General features: G+C 34.0%; 26 protein-coding genes. 2 read left to right on the top strand and 24 right to left on the bottom strand.

From position 1 onward, the window contains the following. Positions 1–2 precede the first annotated feature (2 nt). A complete protein-coding gene (gene argS, locus ABD077_RS15200) occupies positions 3–1781 on the bottom strand; it encodes an arginine--tRNA ligase (RefSeq protein WP_343913116.1) in 1779 nt (592 codons plus the stop codon). 148 nt (positions 1782–1929) lie between these two features. Here argS and ABD077_RS15195 point away from each other — a divergent pair, with 148 nt between their 5' ends. Both ABD077_RS15195 and ABD077_RS15190 read left to right on the top strand, forming a co-directional pair. Beyond that, the gene (locus ABD077_RS15195) at positions 1930–3372 is read left to right on the top strand and encodes an SDR family oxidoreductase (RefSeq protein WP_343913115.1); all 1443 of its coding nucleotides are present in this window, start codon (positions 1930–1932) and stop codon (positions 3370–3372) included. A gap of 66 nt (positions 3373–3438) precedes the next feature. Beyond that, on the top strand, positions 3439–4068 hold the full coding sequence (locus ABD077_RS15190) for a chromophore lyase CpcT/CpeT (protein ID WP_343913114.1): 630 nt from the start codon (positions 3439–3441) through the stop codon (positions 4066–4068). Between the two features lie 12 nt (positions 4069–4080). Here ABD077_RS15190 and ABD077_RS15185 read toward each other — a convergent pair whose 3' ends face one another. From ABD077_RS15185 to rplX, 23 genes are all read right to left on the bottom strand, one after another. Next, positions 4081–4491: an RrF2 family transcriptional regulator gene (locus ABD077_RS15185; protein WP_343913113.1), complete on the bottom strand. Its 411-nt coding sequence runs from the start codon at positions 4489–4491 to the stop codon at positions 4081–4083. 116 nt (positions 4492–4607) lie between these two features. Next, positions 4608–5537, bottom strand: a complete 930-nt coding sequence (gene ctlX / locus ABD077_RS15180) for a citrulline utilization hydrolase CtlX (RefSeq protein WP_343913112.1) — start codon at positions 5535–5537, stop codon at positions 4608–4610. A 35-nt stretch (positions 5538–5572) separates the two neighbouring features. Then, positions 5573–6487: a dimethylarginine dimethylaminohydrolase family protein gene (locus tag ABD077_RS15175; protein WP_343913111.1), complete on the bottom strand. Its 915-nt coding sequence runs from the start codon at positions 6485–6487 to the stop codon at positions 5573–5575. Positions 6488–6703: 216 nt separating this feature from the next. Continuing rightward, positions 6704–7990 (bottom strand): citrate synthase, encoded by a 1287-nt coding sequence (locus ABD077_RS15170; RefSeq protein WP_299608355.1) that lies wholly within the window; start codon positions 7988–7990, stop codon positions 6704–6706. Positions 7991–8315: 325 nt separating this feature from the next. Next, positions 8316–9608: a phosphopyruvate hydratase gene (gene eno / locus ABD077_RS15165; RefSeq protein ID WP_343913110.1), complete on the bottom strand. Its 1293-nt coding sequence runs from the start codon at positions 9606–9608 to the stop codon at positions 8316–8318. Positions 9609–9793: 185 nt separating this feature from the next. Beyond that, a complete protein-coding gene (gene carA, locus ABD077_RS15160; RefSeq protein WP_299608359.1) occupies positions 9794–10909 on the bottom strand; it encodes a glutamine-hydrolyzing carbamoyl-phosphate synthase small subunit in 1116 nt (371 codons plus the stop codon). Positions 10910–11035: 126 nt separating this feature from the next. Beyond that, a complete protein-coding gene (gene rplQ / locus ABD077_RS15155; RefSeq protein WP_219009311.1) occupies positions 11036–11509 on the bottom strand; it encodes a 50S ribosomal protein L17 in 474 nt (157 codons plus the stop codon). Between the two features lie 63 nt (positions 11510–11572). Then, entirely contained in the window at positions 11573–12565 is a 993-nt protein-coding gene (locus ABD077_RS15150) for a DNA-directed RNA polymerase subunit alpha (RefSeq protein WP_027392530.1), read from the bottom strand. 27 nt (positions 12566–12592) lie between these two features. After that, a complete protein-coding gene (rpsD, locus tag ABD077_RS15145; RefSeq protein WP_219009313.1) occupies positions 12593–13198 on the bottom strand; it encodes a 30S ribosomal protein S4 in 606 nt (201 codons plus the stop codon). Between the two features lie 140 nt (positions 13199–13338). Beyond that, a complete protein-coding gene (rpsK, locus tag ABD077_RS15140; protein ID WP_299608368.1) occupies positions 13339–13722 on the bottom strand; it encodes a 30S ribosomal protein S11 in 384 nt (127 codons plus the stop codon). An 8-nt stretch (positions 13723–13730) separates the two neighbouring features. Next, positions 13731–14105, bottom strand: a complete 375-nt coding sequence (gene rpsM / locus ABD077_RS15135) for a 30S ribosomal protein S13 (protein WP_073316874.1) — start codon at positions 14103–14105, stop codon at positions 13731–13733. A gap of 2 nt (positions 14106–14107) precedes the next feature. Continuing rightward, entirely contained in the window at positions 14108–14224 is a 117-nt protein-coding gene (gene ykgO, locus ABD077_RS15130; RefSeq protein ID WP_013621733.1) for a type B 50S ribosomal protein L36, read from the bottom strand. A gap of 116 nt (positions 14225–14340) precedes the next feature. Next, on the bottom strand, positions 14341–14556 hold the full coding sequence (infA, locus tag ABD077_RS15125; RefSeq protein WP_010181908.1) for a translation initiation factor IF-1: 216 nt from the start codon (positions 14554–14556) through the stop codon (positions 14341–14343). Continuing rightward, the gene (gene secY / locus ABD077_RS15120) at positions 14556–15896 is read right to left on the bottom strand and encodes a preprotein translocase subunit SecY (RefSeq protein WP_299900874.1); all 1341 of its coding nucleotides are present in this window, start codon (positions 15894–15896) and stop codon (positions 14556–14558) included. Before secY ends, infA begins: the two co-directional genes overlap by 1 nt. A 10-nt stretch (positions 15897–15906) precedes the next feature. Next, a complete protein-coding gene (rplO, locus tag ABD077_RS15115) occupies positions 15907–16359 on the bottom strand; it encodes a 50S ribosomal protein L15 (protein WP_219009316.1) in 453 nt (150 codons plus the stop codon). A gap of 9 nt (positions 16360–16368) precedes the next feature. Beyond that, positions 16369–16548, bottom strand: a complete 180-nt coding sequence (rpmD, locus tag ABD077_RS15110) for a 50S ribosomal protein L30 (protein ID WP_027392536.1) — start codon at positions 16546–16548, stop codon at positions 16369–16371. A 13-nt stretch (positions 16549–16561) separates the two neighbouring features. Next, entirely contained in the window at positions 16562–17086 is a 525-nt protein-coding gene (gene rpsE, locus ABD077_RS15105) for a 30S ribosomal protein S5 (RefSeq protein WP_219009317.1), read from the bottom strand. Between the two features lie 6 nt (positions 17087–17092). Further along, on the bottom strand, positions 17093–17449 hold the full coding sequence (rplR, locus tag ABD077_RS15100; RefSeq protein ID WP_219009318.1) for a 50S ribosomal protein L18: 357 nt from the start codon (positions 17447–17449) through the stop codon (positions 17093–17095). A gap of 10 nt (positions 17450–17459) precedes the next feature. Next, on the bottom strand, positions 17460–18002 hold the full coding sequence (rplF, locus tag ABD077_RS15095) for a 50S ribosomal protein L6 (protein ID WP_299608378.1): 543 nt from the start codon (positions 18000–18002) through the stop codon (positions 17460–17462). A 21-nt stretch (positions 18003–18023) separates the two neighbouring features. Further along, positions 18024–18422 (bottom strand): 30S ribosomal protein S8, encoded by a 399-nt coding sequence (gene rpsH, locus ABD077_RS15090; protein ID WP_219009320.1) that lies wholly within the window; start codon positions 18420–18422, stop codon positions 18024–18026. 70 nt (positions 18423–18492) lie between these two features. After that, positions 18493–18762: a 30S ribosomal protein S14 gene (rpsN, locus tag ABD077_RS15085; protein WP_140597674.1), complete on the bottom strand. Its 270-nt coding sequence runs from the start codon at positions 18760–18762 to the stop codon at positions 18493–18495. A gap of 2 nt (positions 18763–18764) precedes the next feature. Next, the gene (gene rplE, locus ABD077_RS15080) at positions 18765–19316 is read right to left on the bottom strand and encodes a 50S ribosomal protein L5 (protein WP_219009322.1); all 552 of its coding nucleotides are present in this window, start codon (positions 19314–19316) and stop codon (positions 18765–18767) included. Between the two features lie 2 nt (positions 19317–19318). Further along, positions 19319–19630, bottom strand: a complete 312-nt coding sequence (rplX, locus tag ABD077_RS15075; RefSeq protein ID WP_219009323.1) for a 50S ribosomal protein L24 — start codon at positions 19628–19630, stop codon at positions 19319–19321. Between the last annotated feature and the right edge of the window lies 1 nt (position 19631).

Genomic DNA, 19631 nt, shown 5'->3' with positions numbered 1-19631 from the left:
ATTTACATGCGTTCTGGAACACTTATCCCTAACAATCCAAACGCAGATTTAATGGTCTCTCCTACTGCTCCAGAAAGTTGTACTCTGAATATCTTTTCTGCATCGGAATCCGCTCCAAAAATAGACACATTTTGAAAGAAGGAGTTGTACGCCTTTACCAAATCGTAAGTATAATTTGCGATCACCGCAGGACTAAGATCCTTAGCTGCATTCTGAATAATTTCGGGATACACCTCTAATAATTTAAGAAGTTCTTTCTCTCTGCTTGTTAGAGCTATATTACTAACTTCCTCTTTCCAATTAAAATCTGCTTTGCGAAGAATGGCCTGAATCCTAGCATAGGTATATTGTATAAAAGGCCCTGTATTCCCTTGAAAATCTACCGACTCTGCTGGATCAAAAAGAATTCTTTTTTTAGGGTCTACTTTTAAGATAAAATATTTTAATGCTCCTAAACCGATAGTATTGTAAACATTATTTTTTTCTTCTTCGCTATACCCATCTAATTTCCCTAATTCCTTAGAAATTTCACCTGCTGTTTCGGTCATTTCTACTATTAGATCATCTGCATCTACCACAGTACCTTCTCTACTTTTCATCTTACCGCTTGGTAAATCTACCATTCCGTAACTTAAATGATGCAAATTATCAGACCAGTCATATCCTAATTTCTTAAGAATCAAAAAGAGAACTTTGAAATGATAATCTTGCTCATTTCCTACCGTGTAGATCATCCCTCCAATATCTGGATTATCCTTTACTCGCTGAATTGCTGTACCTATATCCTGAGTCATATACACTGCCGTACCATCACTTCGTAATACTAGTTTTTCATCGAGACCTTCATCGGTAAGATCACACCAAACAGAACCATCGTCTTTTTTAAAGAACACTCCTTTTGCTAGACCTTCTTCAATATTATCTTTACCTAGTAAATAGGTGTTACTTTCATAATAATAACTATCAAAATCAACGCCTAAGGCTTTATACGTTTGTTCGAAGCCATCATATACCCAATTATTCATGGTCTTCCAAAGATCTACAACTTCTGTATCTCCAGCTTCCCACTTACGTAGCATTTCTTGGGCTTCAATTAATATTGGTGCTTCTTTTTTAGCTTCTTCTTCTGATTTTCCTTCATCTACTAGTGTAGCAATCTGATTTTTATATTCTTTGTCAAATTTCACATAATAATTACCTACTAATTTATCACCTTTTAAACCGGTAGATTGTGGAGTTTCTTCATTACCAAATTTTTGCCATGCAACCATACTTTTGCAAATATGAATCCCACGGTCATTGATAATTTGTGTTTTGTACACCCTTTTACCGCTAGCTTTTATAATTTCGGCTACTGCATATCCCAATAAGTTATTTCTGACATGCCCTAAATGTAAAGGTTTATTGGTATTAGGAGAAGAATACTCTACCATTACAGCTTTATCTCCTTCTTTTGGATTTACGAAACCATAGTTTTCTTTATCCTTAACATCCTTAAAGAATTTTAGGTAATATGAGTCTGCAATTACCAGATTTAAAAATCCTTTTACCACATTAAAAGAAGTAATATCTTCAACGTTTTCGACAAGATATGCACCTATGGCCTCCCCTATTTGAACTGGATTACCTTTTACCACACGAAGCATAGGAAAAACTACTACGGTTATATCTCCTTCAAACTCTTTCCTAGTTCCTTGCAATTCTACAGATTCTAAATCTGCGTTGTACAGTTTCTTTATGGCGGCTTTTACCTGTTCTGAAATGATTTGCTGTAATGTCATTTTATTCATTGTATTTGATCTCAAAATCAGGCTGCAAAGATAAAAGAAATATCAGGTTCTACCAGTTCTATCGATATCAATTCGTATCTTGTAGTAAAAGAAAAAACACATTTTTAGTAATGCGCTAAGCAATTCCAAATCAAAAAAAATGCAAATATTACTTACTGGAGCCAATGGGTATATTGGCATGAGGTTATTGCCCTTACTTTTAGATGCTGGTCATAACGTAATCTGTTGTGTAAGAGATCGAGATAGATTTTCTGTTGATAATGAAATGGCCGATAAAATCTCTATTGTTGAAATAGATTTTCTAGAGCGTCCAGATCCAAGCAAACTACCACACAAGATCGATGTAGCTTATTATCTTATCCATTCTATGAGTTCTTCTACCTCAGATTTTGATAAGAAAGAAGAAATCTCTGCTCAAAATTTTAACGTTTTAGTTAAAAACACCCATATTAAACAGGTAATATATTTAAGTGGAATAGTTAATGAAAAAAACCTATCTAAGCATTTATGGTCTAGAAAAAATGTGGAAGAAACATTATATAAAGGCGATTTTAATTTAACAGTTTTACGTTCTGGAATCATTGTTGGTTCTGGAAGTTCTTCCTTTGAAATCATTCGAGATCTCTGTGAAAAACTTCCTATCATGATTACTCCAAAATGGGTAAACACCAAAACACATCCTATAGCTATAAGAGACGTATTAAGTTTTATGACTGGCGTACTTGGAAATTCTGAATGCTATAACCAATCCTTTGACATTAGCGGCCCAAATGTTATTACATACAAACAAATGCTTCAATTATACGCTAAGGTTAGAGGTATTAAACTATTTATTTTCACCTTACCGGTGATGACTCCTAAGCTTTCTTCGTATTGGCTATATTTTGTGACTTCCACATCCTATAAACTCGCACTAAACCTAGTAGATAGTATGAGTATTCCGGTGGTTGCTAATGATAAGCGATTACAAAAAATATTAGGTATAGAACCTATGACGTATACCAAAGCTCTAGAACTTGCATTTATAAAAATAGAGCAGAATCAGGTTGTATCGAGTTGGAAAGATTCCATGATAAGTGGTCGATTTAATCAAGACATCCAAAAATATGTTACGGTACCCAGAAAAGGGTGTTTAAAAGACAAAAAAAAGATAAAAATAAAAGATCCAGAACTTGTTATAGAAAGAATATGGGCAATTGGTGGGGAGACGGGTTGGTACTATGGAGATTGGATGTGGAAAATAAGAGGTCATATTGATAAGTTTTTTGGAGGAGTCGGATTACGAAGAGGAAGAACAAATCCAGATAAAATTAATTCGGGAGATGCCTTAGATTTTTGGAGAGTACTTGTTGCAGACAAAACCGAAAAACGTTTACTACTATTCGCAGAAATGAAAGTGCCAGGAGAAGCTTGGTTAGAATTTGATATCGATCAAAACAACATACTTCATCAAACTGCTACCTTTAGACCAAGAGGTATATGGGGACGATTGTATTGGTACACTATGGTTCCTTTTCATTACTTCATTTTCGGCGGAATGATACGAAACATCTGCTCTCAAAATGCAAGACAACATAGATAAAATGCAATTTAAATCGATAAAATGCGTTTTTTCTTATAAATATTAGTATTTTTGAAAAAAAGGCAAATGCGGAAATTACTCCTTTTTCTTATCACACTAATCCTCTTATACAACTGTAATACCAACGTTGTAACCGATCCAGAACTAGAAGGTTTTGTGCGGATTTTAACAGGTAAATTTTCTTCGAAAAAACAGGCTAAGGAAGAATCTGGATATGCAGCAGTTTGTCTTATCAATACTCCTATATGGAAACATCAATCTGGCTATTGGTTCTATCAAGAACTATTTAGTGAAGAAAAAAGTACTGCTATTTACAATCAGAGAATTATCAACATCAAACGAGTAGACAGTATTACCTTAAGTAGTACTAGCTATATAATTCCAAATCAAAAAAAATATATTAACGGTTGGAAAAATCCATCGCTTTTTGATCAATTAACAACTGATAGTCTAACTGTTAGAGAAGGTTGCGACGTTTATTTCAAAAAAAAGACATCCACCATTTATCAAGGAAAAACTTCTAAGAATTCCTGTTCTAGTAGTTTTAGTAAAAAAATCCTATATACTACCAGTAATATCGTGATAAGTAGCAAAAAAATATCTTCTTGGGATCGAGGATATGACAAGGAAGGAAAGCAGGTTTGGGGTAAGATTCAAGGACCTTATAATTTTATTAGGGTTACTGAAAATCAATAAACCACTCTTTTTTTATTCTATAAAATCATTTAAATTCTTGTTTTCTAAAACTTTTAAAGTATTATCTCTTACCTCTATCATCAGTTTATGAACCGTGCATGCATCTTCATCTGGACAATCATCACATTTTTCGTAGAAATTTAAGCTCACACATGGTAGCATCGCAATAGGACCTTCTAACACTCTAATGACGGCGGCCATTGAAATTTCTTTAGGCGGCTTAATTAAATAATATCCACCACCTTTCCCTTTTTTAGATCCTAGAATTCCATTTTTACGCAAAGTTAGTAATATACTTTCTAAAAACTTTTGCGAAATATTTTCACTTTTGGCTATTTCGGATATCAAAACCGGATGCTCACATTTTTTTCTGGCGATATAGGTCAAAGCTTTTAAGCCATATTTTGTTTTTTTCGAGAGCATTTAATCATTTTTACAATACTCAAAAATAACTAAAAGATATTACATCACCTTTTTCTATATTTTTTTATGTTTTTTCTAGCCTATATGAATAGACAAATAACTGGAGATAAATTTCATTATTTTTCTGGAAGAAATACTTCAGCCATCATACAACGAGCACTTCCTCCACCTAATTTTTCGATAGTTTCCAAATTACTATGAAGGATTTCACAATGCTTTTCTATGGTTGTTATTTGATTTTGAGTTAGACTGTGGAATGCCGAAGAAGACATCACTAAATATCTTTGCTCTTTTGCTCCAACAACTTGAAGCATATTTCCGGCAAACTGATTTACTTGTTCTTCAATGATTTTTACAATTTCTTTTCCGTCGTTTTTCAGATGGTTTACTAAGTTTTTACGTTCCTTTTTGTCATCTATACAATCTAGGCAAACTACTGCAAAAGTCTCACCAATACCCATCATTACATTCGTATGATAAATAGCCAATCTTTCTCCTTCTACCGTTTGATACGCTGTAAAAATTACGGGAGTATACTCAAAGTCTTCACAAAACTCTATGAATAAATCTTCATCTGCTCGCGGAGATAAAGCACAATATGCTTTCCTGTTTTCTCTATCTAAAACAATACTTCCTGTACCTTCAAGAAAAACATCATCCTCTTCTGCAGAGGTATAATCAACAACATTTTTAATTTCGAAACCTTCATTCTCTACAGCATCTAATATTTCTGAGCGCCTTTCTCTACGTCTATTCACAGCAAACATTGGATATAAACCAATATCTCCATTTTCATGAAAAGACACCCAATTATTTGGAAAAATAGAATCTGGAGTATCATTTTCCAATTTATCTTCGATAACGATAACATTTACACCAACTGATCTCAGTTTTCCAACAAAAGCATCGAATTCTTCTTGAGCATTCTTGTTAACGTCTATTTTATTGTCTGAGTTCTTCTGATAATAATTATTAACGGCTGTTTGTTCATTCATCCTAAATCTAACAGGACGAATCATTACTATGGTATTTGTAACTTGTTTCATCTTTTTACAAAAGTTGTTATATAATTCTCTGCCATTTAATCCCTGATTAATGGCATCGTAGAACATCTAAGTAATCCTTCTTGTTTCGCTATTTCGGAATAAGGAACTTCTTCTACCGTTATGTTTAAACTTCGTAACCAAGAGTTCAATCTTGTAAAGCCTTTTTCAGAAATTACAACATCTTCAGAAATGGAAAATATATTAGAGTTCATGTGGTACATTTCATTTTTATCGATATGAAATAGATTTTCATTTCCAAAAAGATCCACTAAATATTGATAGTCATTTAAGTTTCTAAAGCCTTCTTTATGTATAATAGCTTTATTTTTACCAACGGGTTGAAAACAGCAATCTAAGTGTAATGCATTATCCCTTGGATCGTCCATAGACTTATTGAGATCAAATTCTTTAACTATTTTATTAGGGAAAAGTGATTGGATATAAGAAACTCCTTTCATATTTGTCCTTGCAACAATACAATCACTGTAATCTTCTCCTTTATACGTTCCAATAAAAATATGATCATTATGAAGCATAATATCACCTCCTTCAAAATGAATATCATCTGATGGAGCTTTATAAACTTTATCTGGTGCAATTTCATCAATAACGTATTGGATAGCCTGAATCTCTTTTTCTCTATCTGGAAGGATATTGGATTTTACAAATTTATCCTCAATTACTAAAGCAATATCACGTGCAAAAATTTGGTTATAATTTTCTATTATCTGAGGTCTGAAAACCTTTACATCATACTTTTCAAAAACGTTAGCTACGGCTGTCATTTCTGCCACCATATCTTCTTCTTTGGGATAAGTACCCGCTTTTATATGCTCTATAGATTTTGGGTCATATGCTTCCTCGACTTTGGGAACAGCACCATTACTTACAGCGGTTCCTAAAACAACAGCTCTAAGCCTCGAAGTTTCGTTTTTTACGTTTAATTTCAATGGAATAAATTTAAGGTAAAACTCATAGTATAGATCAACTCTACATGTTAAACAAATATAGGAAGAGGGATTATGTAGAAACTAATTTTATTCAAAAAAATATCAACTTTTTAAGAAATTCTAAAATTCTATCTACTCATAAGCTATATTTTAATAAATCCATAAAAAAAAGGGTATTGATTTTTTCAATACCCTTTTTAATACATATAGTATTCTTTATCTCTCAGAAACCGATTTAAACGCTCTGTAAGTTTCTCCTGTATATATTTGTCTTGGTCTTCCAATTGGTTCTTTACGAAGACGCATTTCTCTCCACTGTGCAATCCAACCTGGAAGTCTACCTAAAGCAAACATAACTGTAAACATTTCTGTAGGTATACCTAAAGCTCTATAGATAATCCCAGAATAGAAATCTACATTCGGATAAAGCTTTCTTTTAACGAAGTATTCATCTTCTAAGGCTACTTTTGCAAGCCCTTTAGCGATATCTAAAACAGGATCTTCTATCCCTAGATCTCCTAATACTTCTTCCGCAGCAACCTTTATAATTTTTGCTCTAGGATCAAAGTTTTTATATACCCTATGTCCAAATCCCATTAAACGGAATGGATCTTCTTTATCTTTCGCTTTAGCGATATACTTTGCAGTATCTCCTCCATCTTCTCTAATTGCTTCTAGCATTTCTATAACCGCTTGATTAGCTCCTCCATGTAATGGACCCCATAAAGCAGAAATACCCGCTGACAAGGAAGCAAATAAACCTGCGTGAGAAGAACCTACAATTCTCACCGTAGATGTCGAACAGTTTTGTTCATGATCTGCATGCAAAATTAATAGCTTATCTAGTGCATCATTTACAATTTTATTAGCTTCATATGTCTTATTTGGTCTAGAAAACATCATTTTGCTCAAATTCTCTACATACCCTAAAGAACTATCTCCATAATCTAAAGGAAGACTTTTTCGCTTTCTCATCGTCCATGAAGCTAGGACAGGAAACTTAGCCATTATTTTTACAATTGCACCATACATTGCTTCTTCTGAATCTACATCTACTGATCCAGGATTAAAAGCAATTAATGCACTTGTTAAAGAAGAAAGCACGCCCATTGGATGAGCACTTTTAGGGAATCCATCTAAGATTCTTTTCATGTCTTCATCTATGTGAGACTCTTCTTTAATGTCTTTATCGAATTTATCTAATTGCTCTGCAGTTGGTAAATCACCAAAAATCAACAAATAAGCTACTTCTAAAAAATCAGCTTTTTCTGCTAATTCTTCTATAGAATATCCTCGGTATCTTAAAATTCCTTTTTCTCCATCTAGAAAAGTTATTGCACTCTCACAACTTCCTGTGTTTTTATATCCTGGATCTATTGTAGTGATACCTCCTGTAGCACCTCTGAGAGTTTTGATATCTATTCCTAATTCTTTTTCAGTTCCTTCGATTATAGGGAACTCATATTTGTTACCGTCGATTTCTAAAATAGCTTTTTTTGACATTGTTATTATTTAGAATTTTGCTGTTATAATAAGGGTTGCTAAATTACAAAATATAGTGTTAATATATTATTAATCGCACTATCAATTTTGCACAGGAAATATCATTTTTGAAGTTATTTTTCATATAACTTTCAATAATCATATAATTCATTAATCATAACACACTCCATTACCATAAAAAGTCCAATACGTAATTATTAGGACTAAGGAAAATAAGTATAACTTTTACGAATATGAAAAAGATTACTTAAAGGATATTACCTAATTTTTTATTGATTTACATATAAAAAAAAAGCTCACCTTAATGGTGAGCTGTTTAGTACATTTATTTTTTGACTTTAAATGCTTTTTCTTTTGGATAATACGCTACCATACCCAATTCTTCTTCTATTCGAAGTAATTGATTGTATTTAGCCATTCTATCACTTCTAGATGCTGAACCTGTTTTTATCTGTCCCGTATTTAAAGCAACTGCTAAATCAGCAATGGTATTATCCTCAGTTTCTCCTGATCTATGTGACATCACAGAAGTATATCCAGCATTATGTGCCATATTTACTGCTGCAATAGTTTCAGTAAGCGTTCCTATTTGATTCACTTTTATCAAAATTGAATTCGCTATACCATTCTCGATTCCTCTAGACAGACGTTCTACATTTGTTACAAACAAATCATCTCCCACTAACTGAACCTTATCACCAACTTTTTCTGTTAAATATTTCCATCCATCCCAGTCATTCTCGTCCATACCATCCTCAATAGAGATAATTGGATATTTTTCAGTTAAAGAAGCTAAATAATCAGCTTGTTCTTCGCTAGTTCGAATTACTCCAGACTTCCCTTCAAACTTGGTATAATCATACTTCCCATCTACATAAAATTCTGCCGCTGCACAATCTAATGCTACCATTACTTCATCTCCAAACTTATACCCAGCTTTTTCTACCGCAAGTGCTATAGAATCTAAAGCGTCTTCGGTACCATCTAATGTAGGAGCAAAACCACCTTCATCTCCCACAGCTGTGCTTAATCCTCTATCATGAAGAACTTTTTTCAGGTTATGAAAAATCTCGGTTCCCATTTGCATAGCATGTGTAAAGTTTTCAGCTTTTACTGGCATTACCATAAACTCTTGAAAAGCAATTGGTGCATCACTATGAGATCCTCCATTAATGATATTCATCATAGGAACTGGTAATGTATTAGCACTCACCCCTCCTACATATCTATATAATGGCATATTTAACTCATTAGCAGCAGCTTTTGCAGCAGCCAAAGAAACACCAAGGATCGCATTCGCTCCTAATTTGGATTTGTTAGGAGTTCCATCTAATTTGATCATAGTCTGATCTAATAAATTCTGATCAAACACTGAAAAACCAAGTAATTCTTCTGCGATTATGGTATTTACATTTTCAACAGCTTTTTTTACTCCTTTACCCATATAGTCACTACCACCATCTCTTAGCTCTACCGCTTCATGTTCTCCTGTAGATGCACCAGATGGAACAGCCGCTCTTCCTAATACACCATTTTCGGTTATCACGTCAACTTCTACAGTTGGGTTACCACGTGAATCTAAAATTTGTCTGGCGTGAATATTGATAATTACACTCATTTCTTGATTTGTTTTTGTTGGATAATTTTAATTCTTCGCAATATACAAAACGAGTTAGTTTAAATACCTCAGAAAACCTCTTAATTTATTGCTTAAACACCAGTAAACACAACAAGTTATCAACTATAACGTTATAGATCAACTTATTACATATTATCCTTTGGTTTTGCAAAAATTATGTTTTTTTAAGCCTCTACTTTTGCGTTTTTAATATTATTTATAAACTGATCAAATAGATAAACGGAATCATTAGGACCTGGACTTGCTTCTGGGTGATATTGTACAGAAAAACAATTTTTATTTTTCATTCTTATACCTGCCACAGTATCATCATTAAGATGAACATGAGTAATTTCAATTTCTGGATTTGCCTCTGTTTCTTCTCTATTGATTGCAAAACCATGATTTTGTGAAGTAATTTCTCCTTTTCCTGTAATTAAGTTTTTTACCGGATGATTAATTCCTCTATGCCCATTATGCATTTTATAGGTACCAATTCCGTTAGCTAATGCAATAACTTGGTGTCCTAGACATATTCCGAATAACGGCAAGTCTTTACTGATTATTTCCTTTGCCGTAGCAATGGCTTGGGATAAAGGTTCAGGATCTCCAGGACCATTAGATAAGAAATAACCATCTGGTCCCCATTCACTCATTTCTTCAAAAGTAGCATTATAAGGGAATACTTTTATATACGCATCTCTTTCAGAAAGATTACGTAGAATATTTTTCTTAACTCCTATATCCAAAGCAGAGATCTTATAAGTAGCATCAGGATTACCAAAATAATAAGGCTCTTTTGTTGATACTTGTGATGCGAGTTCCAATCCATTCATATCAGGAACTTCAGCTAATCTTTTTTTCAACCCCTCGATATCATCAATTTCTGTAGAAATCAGTGCATTCATGGCTCCGTTATCTCTGATATAACTTACTAGTGCTCTTGTATCCACATCAGATATAGCTAAAAGATTATTCTCCTCTAAAAAATCTTGTAAGGAACTATCTGCACGATCACGAGAAAATTCGTAACTAAAATTCTTTACGATTAATCCTGCAATTTTAATAGAGTCAGACTCAACCTCTTCTTTTTGTGTCCCGTAGTTACCAATATGCGCGTTGGTAGCTACCATTAATTGACCAAAATAGGAAGGATCTGTAAAAATCTCTTGGTATCCTGTCATACCAGTATTAAAACATACTTCTCCAAATGCAGTTCCTTCTCTTCCAACTGCTTTTCCATAAAAAATAGTACCATCTGCTAATAAAACGATTGCCTTTTTTCGAGATTGATATTTCATCCTTTATAATTATTTAATATTACGATTCCCTTTTCTTAGGATTTAAGTTTTTACAAAAATTCAAAAAAAAAGGATAAACGACAGAACGTTTATCCTTTTCTATTATGTGTGATTAATACTAATCATTTATTCTTCTTCTGAATTAGTAGCTTCTGGTGCAGGCGCTGCAGGAGCACTTGCTTTTTTGCTTCTACCTCTACGAGTAGATTTCTTTTTAGCAGGTTTACCAGCGTTATACAATTCGTTGTAATCCACTAATTCTATCATTGCCATATCAGCGTTATCTCCAAGACGATTCCCTAACTTGATAATTCTAGTGTATCCTCCAGGTCTGTCTCCAACTTTTGCTGCTACATCTCTAAACAATTCAGCAACTGCATACTTATTACGTAATTTACTGAATACGATTCTACGGTTGTGCGTAGTATCTTCTTTAGATTTAGTTACTAATGGCTCAACAAACTGTTTTAAAGCTTTAGCTTTTGCAACTGTAGTGTTTATTCTTTTATGCTCGATAAGAGAACAAGCCATGTTTGCAAGCATTGCCTTGCGATGTGCAGTTTTTCTACCTAAGTGGTTTACTTTTTTTCCGTGTCTCATGACATTAAAAATTTAGCATCATCTTGCTCAATCTACCTCGTGCAGAGAGCAAAATATGATGTGTTAGTCTTTATCTAATTTGTATTTAGAAAGATCCATACCGAAATTAAGACCTTTAACATTTACAAGCTCTTCAAGCTCTGTTAAAGATTTCTTTCCGAAATTACGGAACTTCATTAAATCATTTTTGTTGTAAGAAACTAAATCTCCTAATGTATCAACTTCTGCTGCTTTCAAGCAATTTAATGCTCTCACAGAAAGATCCATATCGATTAATTTAGTTTTTAATAACTGTCTCATATGTAATGATTCCTCATCATATGTTTCAGTCTGAGCAATTTCGTCAGCTTCTAACGTGATACGCTCATCTGAGAATAACATAAAGTGGTGAATCAAGATTTTAGCAGCTTCAGTTAAAGCATCTTTAGGGTGTATAGAACCATCTGTAACAATTTCGAAAACTAACTTTTCGTAATCTGTTTTTTGTTCCACACGATAATTCTCAATACTATACTTTACATTTTTGATTGGCGTATAGATTGAATCAGTAAAGATTGTTCCAATAGGAGCATTTGCCTTTTTGTTTTCTTCAGCTGGCACATATCCTCTTCCTTTTTCTATAGTAATCTCAAGATTAAGAGCAACTTTCTTATCCATATTACAGATTACTAAGTCCGGATTAAGAACTTGAAAACCTGAAATAAATTTCTGAAAATCTCCAGCTGTTAATTGCTCTTGACCAGAAATAGAAATTGTTACTGACTCATTATCTATATCTTCAATCTGACGTTTAAAACGAACTTGTTTTAGGTTTAGAATAATCTCAGTTACATCCTCTACAACTCCAGAAATTGTAGAAAACTCATGATCTACTCCTTCTATTCTCAATGAAGTTATAGCGAATCCCTCTAAAGAAGATAGCAAAACTCTTCGCAAAGCGTTACCAACTGTCAGTCCGTATCCAGGTTCTAATGGTCTAAATTCAAACTTACCATCAAACTCGCTAGAGTCGATCATGATAACTTTATCGGGCTTCTGAAAATTTAATATTGCCATATTATTGTTTCTTCTAAGAGTTATTTATTACTTCGAATATAATTCGACGATGAATTGTTCGTTGATATTTTCCGGAATTTGAATTCTTGCCGGCACAGATACAAAAGTACCTTCTTTTGTGTCATTATTAAAAGTAATCCACTCATACACTTTGCTATTGTTAGCTAATGAATTTTGAATAACTTCTAAAGATTTTGATTTTTCTCTTACCCCTACTACATCGCCAGGCTTTAAACGGTAAGAAGGAATATTTACTAACTCTCCATTAACAGTAATGTGTCTATGAGAAACTAATTGTCTAGCTCCTCTACGAGAATTTGCCAATCCCATTCTAAAAGCAACATTATCTAGACGAGATTCACATAATTGAAGTAAAACCTCACCAGTAATTCCTTGTGACCTTGTTGCTTTTTCGAACATGTTTCTGAACTGACGTTCTAATATTCCATATGTATACTTAGCTTTTTGCTTTTCCATTAATTGGATAGCATATTCACTTTTCTTTCCTCTACGTCTGTTATTTCCATGTTGACCAGGAGGATAATTTCTTTTTTCGAACGACTTATCGTCTCCGAAGATCGCTTCACCAAATTTACGAGCGATTTTAGTTTTTGGACCAGTATATCTTGCCATTTGATTTTTACTTAAATTTTGAGAGGTAATTATGAATTAAGGTCTCTTTCCTTCGATAATTGTTTTTCCTCTTCTTAGACTTACTTTGATTTATAATATATTAATAAAAGAGATCCCGAATGAACTCGGGACACTTTTACTTATACTCTACGTCTTTTAGGAGGACGACAACCATTATGAGGCATTGGAGTTACATCGATAATTTCCGAAACCTCTATTCCAGAATTATGAATAGAACGTATTGCTGACTCTCTACCGTTTCCAGGACCTTTAACGTAAACTTTTACTTTCTTTAATCCAGCTTCTATAGCCACTTTAGCAGCATCTTCTGCAGCTAACTGTGCAGCATATGGTGTGTTCTTTTTAGAACCTCTGAATCCCATTTTACCAGCTGAAGACCAAGAAATAACGTCTCCTTTTTTATTAGTTAACGAAATAATAATGTTGTTAAAAGATGCCGTTACATGAGCTTCTCCTATAGATTCAACGATTACTTTACGTTTTTTCGAAGTTGACTTTGCCATACTACTTATTATTTAGTTGCTTTTTTCTTATTAGCAACTGTTTTTCTTCTTCCTTTACGTGTTCTAGAATTGTTCTTTGTACGTTGTCCTCTAAGTGGTAACCCAGCTCTGTGACGTATACCCCTATAGCATCCAATATCCATAAGACGCTTAATATTCAGTTGTACTTCAGAACGTAATTCTCCTTCAATGGTATAGGCTCCTACAGCTTCACGAATACGACCAATTTGATCATCATCCCAGTCAGAAACTTTAATACTCTCGTCTACTTTGGCAGTAGCTAATATCTCTTTAGCTCTACTTCTACCGATTCCGAAGATATAGGTTAATGCTATAACTCCTCGCTTTTGTTTAGGTATATCTACCCCTGCAATTCTTGCCATAATTACCCTTGTCTTTGTTTAAATCTAGGATTCTTTTTATTAATTACGTAAAGTCGGCCTTTTCTACGCACAATCTTGCACTCGGCACTTCTCTTTTTTATTGATGCTCTAACTTTCATCTCTTTGTGTTTAAATCCTGAAAATACGTATTAGCATTTCAGAAGGTCTCGTTAACAAGATTTTCAGCCTGCAAAAGTACACAAAAAATCTTAATTAACTAATATTCTTAAAATTATTAGTATCTGTATGTTATACGAGCCTTTGATAAATCATAAGGACTCATTTCCAATTTCACTTTATCACCTGGTAGTAATTTAATATAATGCATACGCATTTTACCAGAGATATGAGCTGTCACCACGTGACCATTTTCTAATTCCACACGAAACATTGCATTAGACAATGCTTCTATAATACTTCCATCTTGTTCTATTGCTGGTTGTTTTGCCATTATGCTACCGCTTTTCTATTTTTACCAGTTTTCATTAATCCATCATAATGTCTGTTTAACAAATATGAATTAACCTGTTGCATTGTATCGATTGCTACTCCCACCATAATTAGTAAGGAGGTTCCTCCGAAAAACAGTGCCCATCCTTGTTGAACACCTAATAACTTAACTGCAATAGCAGGGAAAACAGCAATCAAAGCTAGAAATATAGATCCTGGTAATGTTATCTGAGACATTATTTTATCTAAATACTCTGCTGTTTCACTACCTGGTCTGATACCTGGAATGAAACCACCGCTTCTTTTTAAATCATCAGCCATCTTGTTCGTTGGTACGGTAATAGCAGTATAGAAATATGTAAAAATTATAATTAACAAACCAAATACTACATTATACCAAAACCCAAAAATATCACTGAACGCAGCCGCAATTCCTTGTGAAGTCTCAGACTCAGAAAGTCCAGCAACTGCAGCAGGAATAAACATAATTGCCTGAGCAAATATAATAGGCATTACACCAGAAGCATTTAACTTCAATGGAATATACTGTCTAGATCCGAAAACATTCTTCTCATATCCTCCACTAGCAGTTCTTCTAGCATACTGCACTGGAATTTGGCGAACGGCCATAACTAATAGCACCGAAGCCAGGATAATAACAAACCAAATCACTAATTCAATCAATACCATAATGATATCACCACCTTCTCCAGAAGTTCTTGAAATAAAGTTCTGAACAAAAGATTGTGGTAAAGTTGCTATGATACCAACCATGATTAATAAAGAAATACCATTACCAATACCTTTATCAGTGATTTTTTCTCCCAACCACATTGCGAAAATACATCCAGTAGTTAAGATAATAACAGATGATACAACAAAAACAGTTTGACTTATTTCTGTACTAAAAGCTGTTGGCGGAAGTGTTGCAAATAAGTTATAAATATAACCTGGACCTTGTACCAAAGTAATTGCAATAGTCAACCATCTAGTTATCTGGTTAATTTTCTTTCTACCACTTTCACCTTCTTTTTGTAATTTTTGGAGATAAGGAATAGCTATCCCCATCAACTGAACCACAATCGACGCAGAGATATAAGGCATAATACCTAAGGCAAATACAGAAGCATTTGCAAATGCTCCTCCTGTAAAGGCATTAAGTAAACCTAGTAAACCATCTTGAGTTTGCGTTCCTAGATTAGCTAGCTCCGCAGCATCTACTCCAGGAAGCACAACCTGTGCTCCAAATCGATATACTAAAAGCAATCCTAATGTTACTAGGATTCTATTTTTTAGCTCTTCGATTTTCCAAACGTTTTTTATTGTATCAATAAATTTCATGAAATATCTTTTATAAGGTTACCGCTTCACCACCTGCTGCTTCAATTGCAGCTTTTGCAGTGGCTGTAAATTTATGTGCTGAAACCTTTAGTTTTGCTTTCAGCTCACCTCTTCCCAGTATCTTAACCAAATCATTTTTTCCCGCTAAACGTGTTTCCAATATCACGTCTAGATCTACAGTATCAGTTATCTTACCAGCGTCAACTAGTTTCTGAAGTGTATCTAAATTGATTCCCTGATATTCTTTTCTATTAATATTAGTAAAACCAAACTTAGGCACACGTCTTTGAAGAGGCATCTGCCCTCCTTCGAAACCAATCTTTCTAGAGTAACCAGAACGAGACTTAGCTCCCTTGTGACCACGAGCAGCTGTTCCACCTTTTCCAGAACCTTGACCACGACCTAATCGCTTGCTGTTATTTTTTACTGAACCTGCAGCAGGTTTTAAGTTACTTAAATCCATGTGCTTATATTATTTTGTTTCTACTGAAACTAAATGTTTAACTTTATTTACCATCCCTAGGATATTAGGAGTGTCATCGTGCTCAACAACCTGACCGATCTTTTTAAGACCTAAAGCCTCTAGAGTTCTTTTCTGTCTCTGAGTACGGTTTATCGCGCTTTTTACTTTAGTAATTTTAATCTTTGCCATCGTTCCTAATTTATTATCCTTTAAATACTTTTTCAAGTGAAACACCTCGTTGCTTAGCAACTTGTTCTGCACTTCTCATTTGTAACAAAGCATCGAAAGTTGCTTTCACCACATTATGAGGATTAGATGATCCTTGATTTTTAGAAAGTACATCATGCACACCAACAGATTCTAATACCGCACGGATCGCTCCACCGGCAATAACTCCTGTACCTGTTGCAGCAGGCATTAATAATACTCTTGCTCCACCGTACTTCCCTTTTTGTTCGTGAGGTAAAGTTCCTTTATTTAATGGTATACGTACTAGATTCTTCTTAGCATCTTCTACTGCTTTAGCAATAGCTTCAGCAACTTCTTTAGACTTACCTAAACCATGACCTACAACACCGTTTTCGTCTCCTACAACAACGATAGCAGAGAATCCAAATGCTCTACCTCCTTTTGTTACTTTAGTAACACGTTGTACACCAACTAAACGATCTTTTAATTCAAGTCCACTTGGCTTTACTAATTCTGCGTTTTTATATTTTTGATACATAATTTCTTAGAATTTAAGTCCTCCTTCTCTAGCTCCTTCAGCTAATGATTTAACTCTTCCATGGTATAAATATCCACCTCTATCAAAAGATACGGTTTCTACACCTGCTTTCTTAGCTTTTTCTGCTAGAGCTTTACCAACTAAGCCAGCTTTTTCTGCTTTGCTTCCTGATGCAGCCGCTATATCCTTATCTCTTGAAGAAGCAGCACTAATAGTCTTACCAGTTACATCATCTATGATCTGTGCATAGATCTCTTTATTACTTCTAAAAACAGATAATCTAGGACGTTGTTCTGTTCCGCTTACTGTTCCGCGGATTCGCTTTCTGATTTTTAATCTTCTTAAATCTTTTGAGAATGCCATAACTTCGTTATTATGCAGATTTACCTGCTTTTCTTCTTAATTGCTCTCCTACGAACTTAACTCCTTTTCCTTTATACGGTTCTGGCTTACGGAATCCTCTAATCTTAGCGGCTACCTGACCTACCAATTGTTTGTCATGAGAAGTTAATTTTACGATCGGGTTTTTACCTTTTTCAGATATTGTTTCGATTTTTACCTCTGGTGCAACATCTATCACGATGTTATGAGAAAAACCTAAAGCTAAATCTAATTTCTGTCCTTGATTAGAAGCTCTATATCCTACCCCTACCAATTCTAGCTCTTTCGTAAAACCTTCTGAAACACCCTGTACCATATTGTTGATTAAAGCTCTGTATAATCCGTGCTTCGCCCTATGATCTTTAGCATCACTAGGTCTTTCTAGAACAACCTGACCTTCTTCTACTTTCACATCAATACTATCAATCTCTTGTGAAAGCTCTCCTAATTTTCCTTTAACAGTAACAACATTACCTGTCACTTCTACAGTGACACCAGACGGAATAGTTACTGGATTTTTTCCTATTCTTGACATTTCTTTTGTCTTTTTTTACTGTTAGTATACGTAACAAAGTACTTCTCCACCTACATTCTCTCGCTTAGCTTGCTTACCAGTCATTACACCGTGAGAAGTAGAAACAATAGCAATACCTAATCCATTAAGAATTCTCGGTATTTCTTTAGATCCTGCGTATTTACGTAAACCAGGCTTACTGATTCTTTGTAATTCTTTAATCACAGGCTCTTTTGTTAACTTATCGTATTTAAGAGCAATCTTAATACTACCTTGTGTTGTATTATCCTCAAATTTGTAACTTAAGATATATCCTTGATCGAATAATATCTTAGTAATCTCTTTTTTAACTTTCGATGCAGGAATCTCAACTACTCTATGTTGAGCGCTATTTGCATTACGAATTCTAGTTAAATAATCTGCAATAGGATCTGTATTCATTATTTAATATTTATGATCTTGGTTTTCAATTATTTCTTAACCGAACCTTAGACCAATTAATTTTTTGTTATTACCAACTAGCTTTAGTTACACCTGGAATTAATCCTTTATTTGCCATTTCTCTGAAAGTAACACGAGAAATTCCAAACTGACGCATATATCCTTTTGGTCTTCCTGTTAACTTACAACGATTGTGCATACGGATTGGCGAAGCGTTTTTCGGTAATTTTTGTAATGCTTCATAATCTCCAGCTTCTTTTAAAGCCTTGCGCTTTTCAGCATATTTAGCAACCGTTTTAGCTCTCTTCACCTCACGGGCTTTCATTGATTCTTTAGCCATAATTAATTCTTTTTAAAAGGTAAACCTAGTTCAGTTAACAATGATTTTGCTTCTTTATCAGTATTCGCAGAAGTTTCGAAAGTGATATTCATTCCTGAAATTTTATTCACCTTATCAATATCAATCTCCGGGAAAATGATCTGCTCAGTAATACCTAAAGAGTAATTACCTCTACCATCAAAACCAGTTGCTTTAATACCATTAAAATCTCTTACACGTGGTAAAGCTGAAGTAATCAAACGATCTAAAAACTCATACATTCTTTCTCCTCTTAACGTAACTTTAGCACCTATTGGCATTCCTTTACGTAATTTGAAAGAAGCAACATCCTTCTTAGAAATTGTAGCTACAGCTTTTTGCCCTGTAATTGTTGTTAATTCATCTACAGCGTAATCGATTAACTTTTTATCTGCTACAGCTGCACCAATACCTCTGCTTAAAACTATTTTTTTAAGTTTTGGTACTTCCATTACATTACCGTAACTAAATTCTTCTGTAAGAGCTGACACGATTCTGTCTTTATACTCTTGTTTAAGTCTTGGGATATAAGCCATAACTATATTACTTCATTAGATTTTTTAGAAAATCTCACTTTCTTATCTCCTTCCATTCTATATCCAACTCTTGTAGTCTCACCATTAGATGTTAACAATGATAAATTGGAAATATGAATTGGTGCTTCTTGCTTTACTATACCACCTTGTGGATTAGCAGCACTAGGCTTTTTGTGTTTTGAAACAAGGTTTACACCTTCAACAATTGCCTTGTTCTTATCTTTCAATACCTTTTGTACAGTTCCTTGCTGACCCTTATTGTCTCCAGCAATAACCTTTACTGTATCTCCTGATTTAATTTTTAGTTTTGTCATG

The organism is Aquimarina litoralis (assembly GCF_039523995.1).
Lineage (GTDB): Bacteria > Bacteroidota > Bacteroidia > Flavobacteriales > Flavobacteriaceae > Aquimarina > Aquimarina litoralis.
The sequence above is the reverse complement of the archived record's forward strand: the minus strand, read 5'-3'. Positions and strand labels throughout refer to the sequence as shown.

What these genes read in the sequence shown, in the direction of transcription:
- rplF (WP_299608378.1), bottom strand. Translation starts at nt 18,002, where the DNA reads ATGTCAAGAATAGGAAAAAATCCAGTAACTATTCCGTCTGGTGTCACT.
- carA (WP_299608359.1), bottom strand. Translation starts at nt 10,909, where the DNA reads ATGAAATATCAATCTCGAAAAAAGGCAATCGTTTTATTAGCAGATGGT.
- ABD077_RS15185 (WP_343913113.1), bottom strand. Translation starts at nt 4,491, where the DNA reads ATGCTCTCGAAAAAAACAAAATATGGCTTAAAAGCTTTGACCTATATC.
- argS (WP_343913116.1), bottom strand. Translation starts at nt 1,781, where the DNA reads ATGACATTACAGCAAATCATTTCAGAACAGGTAAAAGCCGCCATAAAG.
- ABD077_RS15190 (WP_343913114.1), top strand. Translation starts at nt 3,439, where the DNA reads ATGCGGAAATTACTCCTTTTTCTTATCACACTAATCCTCTTATACAAC.
- rpmD (WP_027392536.1), bottom strand. Translation starts at nt 16,548, where the DNA reads ATGGCAAAGATTAAAATTACTAAAGTAAAAAGCGCGATAAACCGTACT.
- ctlX (WP_343913112.1), bottom strand. Translation starts at nt 5,537, where the DNA reads ATGAAACAAGTTACAAATACCATAGTAATGATTCGTCCTGTTAGATTT.
- infA (WP_010181908.1), bottom strand. Translation starts at nt 14,556, where the DNA reads ATGGCAAAACAACCAGCAATAGAACAAGATGGAAGTATTATAGAAGCA.
- rplX (WP_219009323.1), bottom strand. Translation starts at nt 19,630, where the DNA reads ATGACAAAACTAAAAATTAAATCAGGAGATACAGTAAAGGTTATTGCT.
- rpsK (WP_299608368.1), bottom strand. Translation starts at nt 13,722, where the DNA reads ATGGCAAAGTCAACTTCGAAAAAACGTAAAGTAATCGTTGAATCTATA.
- eno (WP_343913110.1), bottom strand. Translation starts at nt 9,608, where the DNA reads ATGAGTGTAATTATCAATATTCACGCCAGACAAATTTTAGATTCACGT.
- ABD077_RS15195 (WP_343913115.1), top strand. Translation starts at nt 1,930, where the DNA reads ATGCAAATATTACTTACTGGAGCCAATGGGTATATTGGCATGAGGTTA.
- ABD077_RS15150 (WP_027392530.1), bottom strand. Translation starts at nt 12,565, where the DNA reads ATGGCAATATTAAATTTTCAGAAGCCCGATAAAGTTATCATGATCGAC.
- rpsN (WP_140597674.1), bottom strand. Translation starts at nt 18,762, where the DNA reads ATGGCTAAAGAATCAATGAAAGCCCGTGAGGTGAAGAGAGCTAAAACG.
- rpsM (WP_073316874.1), bottom strand. Translation starts at nt 14,105, where the DNA reads ATGGCAAGAATTGCAGGGGTAGATATACCTAAACAAAAGCGAGGAGTT.
- rplQ (WP_219009311.1), bottom strand. Translation starts at nt 11,509, where the DNA reads ATGAGACACGGAAAAAAAGTAAACCACTTAGGTAGAAAAACTGCACAT.
- rpsE (WP_219009317.1), bottom strand. Translation starts at nt 17,086, where the DNA reads ATGTATCAAAAATATAAAAACGCAGAATTAGTAAAGCCAAGTGGACTT.
- rplO (WP_219009316.1), bottom strand. Translation starts at nt 16,359, where the DNA reads ATGGATTTAAGTAACTTAAAACCTGCTGCAGGTTCAGTAAAAAATAAC.
- ABD077_RS15170 (WP_299608355.1), bottom strand. Translation starts at nt 7,990, where the DNA reads ATGTCAAAAAAAGCTATTTTAGAAATCGACGGTAACAAATATGAGTTC.
- rplR (WP_219009318.1), bottom strand. Translation starts at nt 17,449, where the DNA reads ATGGCATTCTCAAAAGATTTAAGAAGATTAAAAATCAGAAAGCGAATC.
- rplE (WP_219009322.1), bottom strand. Translation starts at nt 19,316, where the DNA reads ATGGCTTATATCCCAAGACTTAAACAAGAGTATAAAGACAGAATCGTG.
- ykgO (WP_013621733.1), bottom strand. Translation starts at nt 14,224, where the DNA reads ATGAAAGTTAGAGCATCAATAAAAAAGAGAAGTGCCGAGTGCAAGATT.
- secY (WP_299900874.1), bottom strand. Translation starts at nt 15,896, where the DNA reads ATGAAATTTATTGATACAATAAAAAACGTTTGGAAAATCGAAGAGCTA.
- rpsD (WP_219009313.1), bottom strand. Translation starts at nt 13,198, where the DNA reads ATGGCAAGATATACTGGTCCAAAAACTAAAATCGCTCGTAAATTTGGT.
- rpsH (WP_219009320.1), bottom strand. Translation starts at nt 18,422, where the DNA reads ATGAATACAGATCCTATTGCAGATTATTTAACTAGAATTCGTAATGCA.